The organism is Sphingobium sp. L-44 (genome assembly GCF_056859495.1).
In genome coordinates this window covers 1-12,596 of the sequence record NZ_JBSXOQ010000074.1, presented here as the reverse complement: position 1 = coordinate 12,596, position 12,596 = coordinate 1, and the positions used below count along the sequence as shown (strand labels likewise).

The following is a 12,596-nucleotide window of genomic DNA, read 5'->3' as shown; positions in this document are numbered from 1 at the left end:
CCCATGCGTCAGCCAATATCCTTGACCATCGAATCGAGCATGTAACGCCATATGTCGGCCGCATCCTGGCGATAGCCCTGCTCGCCCTCGCCCGCACCGACATGGCGAAGCAGTTCGGCGCCCGCCTCGGCCATCCATTCACTCGGTTCGTGCAACGCTTCCAGCACGGCGCGAACCTGGGGCAGATAGTCTTCCCAGGGCATGTCCGCCTCCGATACGCCATCGCGCGGATGACCGTCCAATCGGCACAGGGCTCTGGCGGCGCGTTCGACCGGTTTCATGCCGGCACCTGCATGCCATAGGGCGCATCGGCATCACGCGCCGGGATCGCACCGCGCCGACCGATATTCCAGCCGGCCAGCCGGTGCCCGGCCAACGCCGCCTCGGCCGGCGCAGCGCCGGCCAGCCGCGCATGCAGATAGCCGCCGTTGAAGGCATCGCCCGCACCGCTCGAATCCACGACATCGACCCGCGCCGGCGGCGGCACCAGCACGCCACCGACCAGACAGCCTTCGGCGCCCAGCTTGACCACGATCTCGCGGCCCTCACCCGCGCCCCAGCGGGCCGCGGCGTCGGCGGCATCATCCGCCTCGCCCATTTCGACCTCGTCCGCCAGGGTCGGCAGGCCGATGTCGCACAGTGCGATCGCCCGGTCGCGCCAGGCCCGCGCAGTCGCGGCGTCGCTCCACAGGCGCGGCCGATAATTGCCGTCGAAGGCGATCCGGCCGCCCCGTGCCTTCACCCGTTCGCACAGCGCCAGCAACGCCTCACGGCCGGCATCGGGCAGGATCGCAAGCGTGATCAGCGAAAAATAGAGCAGGTCCGACTGGGCGGCTGCATCAACCATGGCGCCGCTTTCGGGCAGGTCGAACATCGCCCTCGCCGCCGCTTCGCCGCGCCAATAATGGAAGCTGCGCTCGCCGGTCTCATCCGTCTCGATCGCATAGAGGCCGGTGGTCCGGCCTGGAGCGCCGATCAGCAGGCCGGTATCGACCCCTTCCGCTTCCCAAGCCTTGCGCAGATCCTCGCTCATCGGATCGGCGCCGATCGCGCTGGCAAAGCGCACCTTGTCACCCGCACGAGCCAGATGGATCGCGGTGTTGATGACATCGCCACCATAGCGCAGGTTCCAGCCATCGCCGCTGCCCCGGCTCAGTTCCAGCATTGCCTCGCCGATGACGGTGATAGTCGCGTCGCTTGCCATGTGATCCTCTCTGATTGCAGCAGCGTCGTGCGGGGCCTGCCCCATGAAGTCAAGCCGTTGCGATCCCGTCCCATATGGCGGAACAGATTGCATCGTGCCGCGTTTGCCATAGGCAAAGATATAGGATCGAAAATGTCAGGGGCGGAAATGGGGACGATAGAGACAGGCCAGCCGGTCAACCGGTTCGAATTGCTGGTCCAGAGCGTCACCGACTATGCGATCTTCATGCTCGACCCGGCCGGCTTCGTCGTCAGCTGGAATAGCGGGGCGCAGCGCATCAAGGGCTACAGCGCCGACGAGATTATCGGCCAGCACTTCTCCGCTTTCTATACAGAGGAGGACCGCGCCGCCCATGTGCCCGCCGCCGTGCTGCGCACTGCCGAGGTTGAAGGGCGGTTCGAAGCGGAAGGCTGGCGCCTGCGCAAGGATGACACCTGGTTCTGGGCCAATGTGGTGATCGATCCGATCCGCGACCCCGCCGGCCATCTGCTCGGCTTTGCCAAGGTTACCCGCGACCTGACCGAACGTCGCGCCGCGCAGGAGGAACTGCGCCGCAGCGAGGAACGCTTCCGTCTGCTGGTGCAGAGCGTCACCGACTATGCCATCTACATGATCGACCCGGTCGGCACGATCACCAGCTGGAACAGCGGTGCCGAACGGTTCAAGGGCTATAGCGCCGAAGAGATTATGGGCCAGAATTTCGCCCGCTTCTATTCGGAGGAAGACCGCATGGCGGGCCTCCCCTCCCGTGCGCTCGACACCGCCCAGCGCGAAGGCCGATTCGAGGCGGAGGGTTGGCGCATCCGCAAGGATGGCACCCGTTTCTGGGCCAGCGTCGTGATCGATCCGATCCGCGATTCCGCCGGCGAACTGCTGGGCTTTGCCAAGATCACCCGCGACCTTACCGAACGGCGCCAGGCAGCCCAGGCGCTGGAACAGGCGCGCGAGGCGATCTTCCAGAGCCAGAAGATGGACGCCATCGGCAAGCTGACCGGCGGCGTCGCCCATGATTTCAACAATCTTCTGGCCGTGATCGTCGGCAGCCTCGATCTCGCGCGGCAGCGTCTTGCGGCCGGCGCCGATATCAGCCGCTATCTCGACAATGCCATGACCGCCGCCGATCGCGGCGCCACCCTGACCCAGCGGATGCTCGCCTTTGCCCGCAAGCAGGAACTCAAGCTGGAACAGGTCGACTGCATCGGCCTGATCCATGGCATGGCCGATCTGCTGAAAACCACGATCGGCAGCAGCGTCGCGATCGAGACGCGCTTCCCGCTGTCGCTGCGCCCGGCCCATGCCGACCCGGCCCAGTTGGAACTGGCGCTCATCAATCTGGCGGTCAATGCGCGCGACGCCATGCCCGACGGGGGCCGCCTGTTGATCGAGGGCAGCGAAATCACCCTGGCGCTGGGTGACCAGCCCGACCTCGCCGCCGGCAGCTTCATCCGACTGACCGTCACGGACGAAGGCGAAGGCATGGACGAGGCGACGCTGACCCGTGCCCGCGAACCCTTCTTCACCACCAAGGGGGTGGGCAAGGGCACCGGCCTTGGCCTGTCGATGATCCATGGCTTCACCCAGCAATGCGGCGGCGCGATGACCATCGCCAGCCAACCCGGCAAGGGGACCAGCGTGTCCATCTGGCTACCCGTCGCCCTGACTGACGCCAGCAACGAGCGGACGGCCATCCCGTGCGAACCGGACGAGCTGGAAACCGAACCGCTGGTCATCCTGGCGGTCGATGATGACGATCTGGTGCTGACCAATACCGCCGGCATGCTGGAAACGATGGGCCATACCGTGTTCCAGGCCGGATCGGGGCGAGAAGCGCTGCACATGCTGGAGCAGGGGCGCATCGATCTGGTCGTCACCGATCATGCCATGCCCGGCATGACCGGCGCGCAACTGGCCGACGCGATCGAGCAGGCCTATCCCGACCTGCCCGTGCTCATCATCACCGGCTATGCCGAACTGCCCGCTGATGCCAGCCGTCGCCTGCGCCTCGACAAGCCTTTCCGTCAGGCGGAACTGGCGATGATGGTCCACCGCATCCGCCACGACAGCGCTCTCCGCCGACTGGTTCCCATCGGCACCGATAGCCATCCCTGAAGTCATCCCCGACAATATGTGACAGAATTTCACATATTTTCTTGGCCTTATGTCTTGCCATCGTCATGCGCATGGCCGATGGCAATTGCATCCTGACCGCCAGCAACTCCACAGGATCGCATGAACAAAGCCACACAGCCGACGCCGACATCGCATTTCTTCACATCCCTGCGGACGCGGCTTCACTATCTCGACTGGGGCAACCCATCGGCGCCGCCGCTGATCCTGGTCCATGGCGGTTTCGACCATGCACGCAGCTGGGACTGGACCGCGCGTTCGCTCGCCCGCGACTATCATGTCATCTGCCCCGACCTGCGCGGCCATGGCGACAGCGGCTGGTCGTCGGACGGCTCCTACATGATGGCCAATTATGTCTATGACCTGGCCCAGCTGGTCGAATTGCTCGATCGCCGGCCGGTCACCATCGTCGGCCATTCGCTCGGCGGATCGATCAGCCTGCGCTATACCGGCCTCTGCCCCGACAGCGTCGCGCGCGTGGTCGCGATCGAGGGACTGGGCCTGTCGCCCGACCGCATCGCCGAACAGGCCAAACGCAGTACCGAAGAGACATGGAAGGGCTGGATCGACACCCGCCGCACCAACGCTCGCCGCTCGCCGCGCCATTATGCCACGATCGAGGCCGCGGTCGCCCGCATGCGCGAACGCAACGACCATCTGTCGGTCGAACAGGCGCTGCACCTCACCCTCCACGGCGTGAACCGGAACGAGGATGGCAGCTATAGCTGGAAGTTCGATCCCTATCTGCACGGCGCCGCGCCCCAGGCCGGCACAGACGAAAATCTGCCCGACTTCTGGCGCCGCATCACCTGCCCGACGCTGTTGTGCCTCGGCCTCGACAGCTGGGCGTCAAACCCGATCGAGGATGGCCGCATCGCCCATTTCCAGCAGGCCCGGCTGGTGGAATTTCCCCATGCCGGCCACTGGCTGCATCACGACCAGTTCGAGATGTTCATCAAGGAACTGCGTGTCTTCCTGGCGGAATGAGGCGCGTGCTCAGGGCCTGCCTGGAAAATGCACGGAAGAGCGCATTTTCGATGCGGCACCAGCCCGCGCCCCCACCCGACCACCCATCAGGGTACCATGTCTGGGCGGTCGGGTGGGGGTGCGGGCTGGTGCGGATGCGCCATAAGCGCTTTTTCCAGACAAGCCCTCAGGCCATGAAGCCCGAAACCGCCGCCTGATATTCCGCCTTCAGCTGGGCGATGAAGGCGCCCGCCGGCTGCACAGCCTTGATCGCGCCGATACCCTGGCCTGCGCCCCACACGTCGCGCCACGCCTTCTTGTCGCCGGCGAGGCTCGCGAAATCCATGTCGGCCGCCTTGGGCAGCTTGTCCGGGTCCAGTCCCGACGCGACGATGCTGGGGCGCAGATAATTGCCCAGCACGCCGGTGAAGACGTCGGAATAGACGATGTCGGCCGATGCGCTGTCGACGATCATGTCCTTGTAGGCGTCGAGCGCATTCGCCTCGGTCGTGGCGATGAAGGGCGACCCCATATAGCCAAGGTCCGCGCCCATCATCCGCGCCGCCGCGATCGACCGGCCGGTCGCGATCGCGCCCGACAGCGCCAGCGGCCCGTCGAACCATTCGCGGATTTCCTGGACCAGGGCAAAGGGCGACAGCGTGCCGGCATGCCCGCCCGCGCCCGCCGCCACCGCGATCAGGCCATCGGCGCCCTTCTCGATCGCCTTCCTGGCAAAGACATTGTTGATGACGTCGTGCAGCACGATGCCGCCATAGCTGTGGATCGCCTCATTCACCTTCTCCTGCGCGCCCAGCGAGGTAATGACGATCGGCACCTTATATTTGACGCACAGCGCCAGATCCTCTTCCAGCCGCGCATTGGTGCGATGGACGATCAGGTTGACGGCAAAGGGCGCGTCCTGATCGGTCAATTCCGCCCCCAGTTGCTGCAACCAGGCCTCGAACGTGCCGGACGGGCGCGCATTGAGCGACGGAAAGGCGCCAACGATGCCGGCACGGCATTGGGCAATCACCAGTTCCGGCTGCGAGATGATGAACATCGGCGACCCGATCAGCGGCAGGGACAAACGGCCTTGAAGCGAAGCCGGCAGGGTCATGATCGGGGTCTCTCCTTTATCTGTTCGAACCGCGCTATCATCGCTCCGTGCCCGGAAAAAGGCCAAAATCAACCGTATTGCTCAAGCAATACAGTAATGCTATGATCCCGATCCAGGCCGGACAAGGAGTGCCCCAGAATGTATAGCGAGAGCGATCTGCAAGATGCCGTAGCGGCCGGCGCGCTGACGCCCGCCAGCGCCCAGGCGCTGCGCGACCATGTCGCCCGGCTGCGCGCCAGTTCGGTGGACGAGGAACATTTTCGCCTGCTGACCGGCTTCAACGATATTTTCGTCGCCATCGCCTCGGTGATCCTGCTGGTCGCGGTCGCGGGACTCGGCAACGAGGTTCACCTCGGCATCACCACCCCGCACCAGCCCTCCTTCGTGTCCGGCCTGTTCGTCGCCGGCACCGCCTGGGGCCTGGCCGAATATTTCACGCGACGCCTGCGCATGGCGCTGCCTTCGATCCTGCTGCTGCTCGCCTTTGTCGGCGGCATCGCCTTCACCGCAGCGCTGCTGATCGGACCGTTGATCCCGGACGCGCAGAATGACGGCGCGGGTCTGGTCGCCTCGCTCGCCGGCCTCAGCGCCGCGATCGCCGCCTGGTTCCACTGGCGCCGCTTCATGGTGCCGATCACCGTCGCCGCCGGTGCTGCCGGCGCGGCCGCGATCGTTGGCGGCCTTGCCATGTGGCTGATCCCGTTCAGCCACACCCTGCCCTTCATCCTGCTGCTGGTCGCCGGCCTCGCCATCTTCACCCTCGCCATGCGCTGGGACATGAGCGATCCGGGCCGCACCAGCCGCCGCTCCGACGTCGCCTTCTGGCTGCACCTGACCGCCGCACCGATGATCGCCCATTCGCTGTTCCAGTTGCTGGGCATCACCCATGGGCTGGTCGATGCGGGACAGGCCTTCCTGGTGATCCTGCTCTATCTCGCCTTCGGCCTGGTGGCGCTGGCGATCGACCGCCGCGCACTGCTGGTCTCCAGCCTCGCCTACGTCCTCTATGCGCTCTACAGCCTGTTCCAGAAGGTCGGCGCGGTCGAACTGTCCGCCGCGCTCACCGCGCTGGTGATCGGCGGCACGCTGCTGCTGCTCTCGGCCTTCTGGCACCGCACCCGCGCCACGATCGTCACCGGCCTGCCGCCGGCGCTCGCCAGCCGCCTGCCCTATCTCAATCGCGCAGCCGCCTAATTCCTCCCCGGCACGGGGAGGGGGACCACCGCCAACGGCGGTGGTGGAGGGGGCGTGCCAGTTGGCGCGCCCTTTCCCAATTCGGCTTGATAGTCATGAGGGCTACGCCCTCCGGGCGCGGTCCCTCTCCCCGCAAGCAGGGAGGATCAGTTCATCGCCAGGATCATGTTGCGCACCTGGGGATAGACCTGCTTTTCCCATTTGCTGCCGGAAAAGACACCATAATGGCCAACGCCCGGCTGCAGATGGTGGCGCTTCAGATGCGGCCGCAGGCCGGTGCAAAGGCCATGGGCGGCCGACGTCTGGCCAACCGCGCAGACATCGTCCTTTTCACCCTCGACCGTCAGCAGCGCTGTCTTGCGGATCGCGCCGGGGTTCACCGCCCGGCCATGGACCTTCAATTCGCCCTTGGCCAGCAGCATGCGCTGGAACACCATGTCGACCGTTTCCAGGTAGAATTCCTTGGTCATGTCGAGGACCGCGAAATATTCCTGGTAGAAAGTCTTGATCTTGTCGGCCTCGATCGTCTTGCCGTCGGCCAGCAACTGATAGAGTTCGCGATGCTGCGACCCGTGCCGTTCCATGTTCATCGACATGAAGGCGGACAGTTGCAGGAATCCGGGATAGACCTCGCGCCCGCGCCCGGCATAGCGGAACGGCACGGTAGAGATCAGATTCTCCTCGAACCATTCGATCGGCTTCTCGTTCGCCAGTTCGTTGACCACCGTCGGCGCCGCGCGCGGATCGATCGGCCCGCCCATCAGGGTCATCGACCTGGGCGTCGCCGCATCCTCATCCTCGGACATCAGCGCCACGGCGGCGAGTGCCGGCACACAGGGCTGGCACACTGACACCAGATGGGCGCCGGGGCCGATATCCTGCAGGAACTGGATCACATAATCGACATATTCGTCGAAACCGAAGCGCCCCGCTTCCATCGGCACGTCGCGGGCATTCTTCCAGTCGGTGATATAGACGTCATGGTCCTGCAACAGCGTCGCTACCGTGCTGCGCAGCAGGGTTGCGAAATGCCCCGACATCGGCGCCACCACCAGCACCTTGGGCTGGGCGGTCTCGACGTCATCCTTCACGAAATGCAGCAGGTCGCCGAACGGCAGGTCGAGTACGATCTCCTCGCGCACCTCGACCTCGGCATTGCCGGTCTGGACACGGTCAATGCCATAGGCGGGGCGCTTGTGGGTCATACGCGCGCCCTGGAACACGTCCATCAGGGCGAACATGCGGCGCGGCATCGGCCAATCGGCGACCGGACCGATATGGTCGCGCATCGCCAGCGCCATCTGCGCCCCGAAGCGGGCCGGGGCCAGCATGTCTTCCATGGCCTGGTAACCGTCGTAAAGCATTCGCATATTACCAAAACAACCTTGTTCAACCTAGGGGAGACGACTCGGTTCTTCCCTTAAACGCTATACATGCTTTTCATGTTGCACTGCATCATGAATGATGGGAAATAACATTCGGCATATCTGCCAGGGAACCGCCCCTGCGATTTTGCGTTTGGGGGCCGGGAACCGTGTATCGGGAGAGCATGGATGGCCGTCGCGGAACTCACTCTATCCAGCAAGAACTATTCCTCCTGGTCGCTGCGCGGCTGGCTCTTGTGCCGGCTCGCCGGGCTGAAGGTGGAGGAAAGGATCATCGCCATCGATGATCCGGAAAATCGTGCTGAACTGTTGCTCTTGTCGCCATCGGTGCTGGTGCCGCGCCTCACCCATGAAGGGGCGAGCGTCTGGGACACGCTCGCAATCGCGGAATATCTGCACGAACTCTATCCCCAGGTCGGCATGTATCCGGCCGAACGCATCATCCGCGCCCATTGCCGGTCGGTCTCGGGCGAAATTCATTCGGGCTTCGCCAATCTGCGCTCTGCCCTGCCGATGAACCTCAAGGTTCGCCATGACCGCTTCCCGATCTTCTCGGGCGCCAAGCCCGATATCGAGCGGATCGAGACGATCTGGACAGAATGCCTGGACGCCTATGGCGGCCCCTGGCTGTTCGGCGAAAAGCCCACCGTGGCCGACGCCATGTTCGCACCGGTGGCGCAGCGCTTCCTCACCTATGCCGTGCCACTCTCACCCAGGTCGGCGGCCTATTGCGACACCATCAACGGCTGGCCGCTGATGCGCGAATGGATCGACGCCGCCCGCGCCGAACCCGATGATATCGAGGAACTGGATATCGAGTTCTGAAACGGCCCTTTCCCCCGCCCTGTGCGGGGGTTAAGGCACGGGCATGAAACACGCCCTCCCCCTCCTGGCCCTTGGCCTTGCCACCCTTTCCTTCCCCGCCAGCGCCCAGACCGATCCGGCGAAAACTGATCCGGCCAAGCTGGAACAGTCGGTCCGCACCATGGCGTCCGACCTGTTCGAGGGCCGCGCGCCCGGCACCGTGGGAGAAGAGCGCACGATCGGCTATCTCGTCGCCCGCTTCGAGCAACTGGGGCTGGAACCGGGTGGTCCGGACGGCCAGTGGGTACAGACCGTGCCGCTGCTCCACACCCGCCTTGGCCAGTCGGAAAGCCTGTCGGTCGCGCAAAATGGCGCCGCCACCCCCTGGACCTTCGGCAAGCAGGTCTATCTCTCGACCCTCCAGCCCAAGGACAAGGTCGCCGTCGCCAATGCACCGATGGTCTTTGTCGGCTATGGCGTCTCCGCCCCGGAACGCGGCTGGGACGATTTCAAGGGCGTGGACCTGAAAGGCAAGATCGCCGTCTTCCTGATCAACGACCCGGACTTTGAAGCCGCGAAGGGCGAAGACCCGTTCGGCAAGTTCGGCGGCAAGACCATGACCTATTATGGTCGCTGGACCTACAAGTTCGAGGAAGCCGCCCGCCACGGCGCGATCGGCGCGCTGATCGTCCATGACACGCCGGGCGCCGGCTATGGCTGGAACGTGGTCGTCAGCCCCAGCGGCGAGAATTATGATCTCGTCCGCCCCGCCGACAAGCTGACCAGCCTGCAGGTGCAGGGCTGGGTCGAGGGCGAGGCGGCCAAGGCGCTGTTCGCCGGTGCCGGTCAGGATCTGGCCGCGCTGCGCAAGCAGGCCCGCTCGGCGAAATTCAAGCCGGTCGAACTCAAGGGTGCCAGCTTCTCCGCCGCCTTCCCGGTGACCCAGGAAGTGGTGAAGAGCGCCAATGTCATCGCCCGCATCCCCGGCGCCAAGCGCCCGGATGAGACGGTCATGTATGGCGCCCATTGGGACGCCTATGGCAAGGGTGCGCCCGACGCGCAGGGCCGCATCTATCGTGCCGGCGCCAATGACGACGCGCTCGGCATGGCCGGCCTGTTCGAGATTGCCCGCATCTTCAAGGCCGGCCCCGCTCCCGATCGCTCGATCGTCTTCGCCGCCTGGACGGCGGAAGAGCGCGGCCTGCTGGGATCGGAATTTTACGCCCAGAACCCGGTCTATCCGCTCGACAAGACGGTCGCGAACCTCACCATCGACGTGCTCCAGACCGCCGGCAAGGCCAAGGACGTGATCCTGATCGGCAAGGGCCAGAATGTGCTGGAGGACGATCTCGCCAAGTTCGCCGCCAAACAGGGTCGCGTCATCACCCAGGAAAGCCTGCCCGAACGCGGCCTCTTCTACCGCGCCGACCATTTCTCCATGGCCAAGCGCGGCGTGCCCGTGCTGCTGATGATGGGCCTTGCCGGTGCATCCGACATGGTCGACGGCGGCCGCGCCGCCGGCCAGGCATGGATCGATGCCTATACCGGCAAATGCTATCACCAGGCCTGCGACGCGGTCGACGATACATGGAAGCTGGACGGCGCCGCGCAGGACGTGGACCTGATGTATGACATCGGCCGCGACCTTGCCTTCTCGGCCCGCTGGCCCGAATGGAAAACCGGCTCCGAATTCAAGGCCATCCGCGACAAGAGCGCGGCGGTCCGGAAGTAAGCCCCTTACTCCCCTCCCTTCCAGGGAGGGGCCGGGGGTGGGTAGCCTCCGCAGGAGGCTCACTTCGTTCGCCACCCACCCCTTGATCCCCTCCCTTGAAAGGGAGGGGAGATACTTATGCAGCGCTCAGCCGATACAGTCCCGCCCCATGCGGCGGCAGCGTCACCGATATCCGGTCCGCCTGCTGCCCCAGTGCCTGCCCGGCCCACAGGTCGCGCACCGCCACCGGACCGTTCAGCCCCAGATCGCGCAGCCTGATCCAGACCTCGCGCGGCTTGTCGCTAACGTTGAACAAGGCGACATAGCGATCCGCGCTCCCTTCCGCCTTCGCCGACCAGATGCGCCCGCCATCCTCGATATAATGGGGCTGGTTGTCATGGCTCGCCTGATTGACCGCGATCACCTCCTTGTTGGTCAGCAGCGCCAGCGTCGCCGCATCCAGATGCCGCAGGTCACCGCCCATGATCAGCGGCGACCGCGCGATCGCCCACAGGGTCATCAGCGTCCGCTGCTCGTCCGGGGTGAAGCGGGTATCGCGCTCGCCCAGCGCCAGCCGCCCCAGCGGCAGCATGTCCGCATCCGGCCATGAACCCGGCCCGCGATAGGGCGTCCAATTCTCCAGCCGGGTGAACTGCGCCTCCAGCATCGCCCAGTCATCCCAGAAATCGTCGGAAATGCGCCACATCTGCGCATATTTGCGGACATGGTCGCCGCGCATCACCGGCGTCTCGCCCGGTGAAAGGCTCAGGATGATCGGCCGCCCGGTCGCAACGATCGCCTTGTGCGCCGCCTCGATCTCCGCCGCATGGGCGTCATAGGGTCGGCTCATATCGTCCATCTTGACGAAATCGACGCCCCAGTCGGCATAGAGGCGGAAGATGCTGTCATAATAGGCCTGCGCACCCGGTCGCGTCATGTCGACGCCATACATGTCCGGGTTCCAGCTACAGATGCTCTTCCTGTCGGCAATGTCCGCCGCGCGATATTTCGTCCCCAAGATCGGCAAATTCTGTTCCACTGCCGCGCGTGGAATGCCGCGCATCACATGGATGCCGAATTTCATGCCCAGCGCATGCACATCCTTGGCAAGCTGGGTGAAGCCCTTGCCGCCGGCGCTGGAGGGGAAGCGATTGGGCGCCGGGATCATCCGGCCATAACCGTCCATCGCCGGCCTGGGCTTGGCATTATAGGTATAGCTCGACGCCTCGGGCTCATACCACTGAATGTCCACGGTGAAGATGTCATAGCCGAAGGGCAGCAGCTTTTCCGCCATGATCCCGGCGGTCTCGCGCGCCTGGGCCTCGGTAATGGTGGTGGCAAAGCTGTTCCAGCTATTCCATCCCATCGGCGGACGCGGCGCCAGCACCGCTTTTCCCGCTTCCGCCGGAGCTGCCCCCGCCCGCACTGCACCAGCAGCCACGAGCCCCGCCACACCGCCCGCGAACAAATCGCGGCGGCTGGCCTTCCATGTCATCCTCATCATTTGTCGGAGTTAATAGGAAGGCGACAAAAATAGCAACAGCCGTTCGTTTCGAGCCTGTCGAGACATCCGGCTCCAAGCCGCCTGGACAAGTGCGCCACCCATCAAAAGACCAAGATGAGCGGCTAGCGGAAACTTCCCTATTTCGTCATGCCAGCGAAGGCTGGCATCTCTCTGTTCTTCTCAGAACCCAGAAGACAGTGAGATCCTCGAAGCGAGGCACGCGCCTCGCTTCGACTTCGCTAGATGACGTTGGTGGGGTGGCTTACGGCCATCCCACCAACGTCATGCTGAACTTGTTTCAGCATCCATCAAGCCTAACAAGCCATTGATCTATTGAGAGGAATGGACTCTGAAACAAGTTCAGGGTGACGATGATGGGATGGGCGGTTCTTGGTCGCTCTAGGCTCAGGACCTATTAAATCGCTTGCGGTGATAGCGAAGGATTGATTCAATGACGGCGTGAGGAGACGTCGTGATGAGTGACCTGCTCTGGTTGTCGGAGGCGCAGATGCGCCGGATCGAGCCATATTTTCCGCTATCGCACGGGGTGCCACGGGTGGACGACCGTCGGATCATCAGCGGGA

The 12,596-nt window shown here is 64.4% G+C and carries 10 protein-coding genes and 1 pseudogene; 6 read left to right on the top strand and 5 right to left on the bottom strand.

Annotation, left to right across the window (positions count from 1 at the left end):
• Positions 1-8 precede the first annotated feature (8 nt).
• Positions 9-281: a hypothetical protein gene (locus tag AC13EK_RS07615; protein ID WP_069338726.1), complete on the bottom strand. Its 273-nt coding sequence runs from the start codon at positions 279-281 to the stop codon at positions 9-11.
• Complete coding sequence (locus AC13EK_RS07610; protein WP_069338727.1) at positions 278-1,204, bottom strand: sugar kinase; 927 nt, start codon at positions 1,202-1,204, stop codon at positions 278-280. Before AC13EK_RS07610 ends, AC13EK_RS07615 begins: the two co-directional genes overlap by 4 nt.
• 147 nt (positions 1,205-1,351) lie before the next feature.
• On the opposite strand from AC13EK_RS07610, the gene AC13EK_RS07605 reads away from it, so the two are divergent.
• Together AC13EK_RS07605 and AC13EK_RS07600 are read left to right on the top strand one after the other, a co-directional pair.
• Entirely contained in the window at positions 1,352-3,313 is a 1,962-nt protein-coding gene (locus AC13EK_RS07605) for a hybrid sensor histidine kinase/response regulator (protein WP_483022153.1), read from the top strand.
• Positions 3,314-3,433: 120 nt separating this feature from the next.
• Positions 3,434-4,318 (top strand): alpha/beta fold hydrolase, encoded by an 885-nt coding sequence (locus AC13EK_RS07600; RefSeq protein WP_069338729.1) that lies wholly within the window; start codon positions 3,434-3,436, stop codon positions 4,316-4,318.
• A gap of 166 nt (positions 4,319-4,484) precedes the next feature.
• On the opposite strand, the gene AC13EK_RS07595 is transcribed toward AC13EK_RS07600, so the two are convergent.
• Entirely contained in the window at positions 4,485-5,414 is a 930-nt protein-coding gene (locus AC13EK_RS07595) for an NAD(P)H-dependent flavin oxidoreductase (RefSeq protein WP_017502408.1), read from the bottom strand.
• A 138-nt stretch (positions 5,415-5,552) separates the two neighbouring features.
• On the opposite strand from AC13EK_RS07595, the gene AC13EK_RS07590 reads away from it, so the two are divergent.
• Entirely contained in the window at positions 5,553-6,608 is a 1,056-nt protein-coding gene (locus AC13EK_RS07590; protein WP_069338730.1) for a hypothetical protein, read from the top strand.
• A 146-nt stretch (positions 6,609-6,754) separates the two neighbouring features.
• On the opposite strand, the gene AC13EK_RS07585 is transcribed toward AC13EK_RS07590, so the two are convergent.
• Complete coding sequence (locus AC13EK_RS07585; RefSeq protein WP_037522629.1) at positions 6,755-7,978, bottom strand: polyhydroxyalkanoate depolymerase; 1,224 nt, start codon at positions 7,976-7,978, stop codon at positions 6,755-6,757.
• Between the two features lie 183 nt (positions 7,979-8,161).
• Here AC13EK_RS07585 and AC13EK_RS07580 point away from each other — a divergent pair, with 183 nt between their 5' ends.
• Both AC13EK_RS07580 and AC13EK_RS07575 read left to right on the top strand, forming a co-directional pair.
• Positions 8,162-8,818 carry a glutathione S-transferase gene (locus tag AC13EK_RS07580; RefSeq protein WP_004207782.1) on the top strand — a complete coding sequence of 219 codons (657 nt, stop codon included), beginning with the start codon at positions 8,162-8,164 and terminating at the stop codon, positions 8,816-8,818.
• A 43-nt stretch (positions 8,819-8,861) separates the two neighbouring features.
• On the top strand, positions 8,862-10,529 hold the full coding sequence (locus AC13EK_RS07575) for a M28 family metallopeptidase (RefSeq protein ID WP_069338731.1): 1,668 nt from the start codon (positions 8,862-8,864) through the stop codon (positions 10,527-10,529).
• A 115-nt stretch (positions 10,530-10,644) separates the two neighbouring features.
• On the opposite strand, the gene AC13EK_RS07570 is transcribed toward AC13EK_RS07575, so the two are convergent.
• Positions 10,645-12,003 carry a glycoside hydrolase family 27 protein gene (locus tag AC13EK_RS07570; protein ID WP_277788510.1) on the bottom strand — a complete coding sequence of 453 codons (1,359 nt, stop codon included), beginning with the start codon at positions 12,001-12,003 and terminating at the stop codon, positions 10,645-10,647.
• Positions 12,004-12,487: 484 nt separating this feature from the next.
• Here AC13EK_RS07570 and AC13EK_RS07565 point away from each other — a divergent pair.
• Positions 12,488-12,596 (top strand): annotated as a pseudogene (locus tag AC13EK_RS07565) (IS5/IS1182 family transposase); the annotation flags it as partial.

What these genes read in the sequence shown, in the direction of transcription:
- AC13EK_RS07580 (WP_004207782.1), top strand. Translation starts at nt 8,162, where the DNA reads ATGGCCGTCGCGGAACTCACTCTATCCAGCAAGAACTATTCCTCCTGG.
- AC13EK_RS07590 (WP_069338730.1), top strand. Translation starts at nt 5,553, where the DNA reads ATGTATAGCGAGAGCGATCTGCAAGATGCCGTAGCGGCCGGCGCGCTG.
- AC13EK_RS07570 (WP_277788510.1), bottom strand. Translation starts at nt 12,003, where the DNA reads ATGACATGGAAGGCCAGCCGCCGCGATTTGTTCGCGGGCGGTGTGGCG.
- AC13EK_RS07595 (WP_017502408.1), bottom strand. Translation starts at nt 5,414, where the DNA reads ATGACCCTGCCGGCTTCGCTTCAAGGCCGTTTGTCCCTGCCGCTGATC.
- AC13EK_RS07605 (WP_483022153.1), top strand. Translation starts at nt 1,352, where the DNA reads ATGGGGACGATAGAGACAGGCCAGCCGGTCAACCGGTTCGAATTGCTG.
- AC13EK_RS07615 (WP_069338726.1), bottom strand. Translation starts at nt 281, where the DNA reads ATGAAACCGGTCGAACGCGCCGCCAGAGCCCTGTGCCGATTGGACGGT.
- AC13EK_RS07585 (WP_037522629.1), bottom strand. Translation starts at nt 7,978, where the DNA reads ATGCGAATGCTTTACGACGGTTACCAGGCCATGGAAGACATGCTGGCC.
- AC13EK_RS07575 (WP_069338731.1), top strand. Translation starts at nt 8,862, where the DNA reads ATGAAACACGCCCTCCCCCTCCTGGCCCTTGGCCTTGCCACCCTTTCC.
- AC13EK_RS07610 (WP_069338727.1), bottom strand. Translation starts at nt 1,204, where the DNA reads ATGGCAAGCGACGCGACTATCACCGTCATCGGCGAGGCAATGCTGGAA.
- AC13EK_RS07600 (WP_069338729.1), top strand. Translation starts at nt 3,434, where the DNA reads ATGAACAAAGCCACACAGCCGACGCCGACATCGCATTTCTTCACATCC.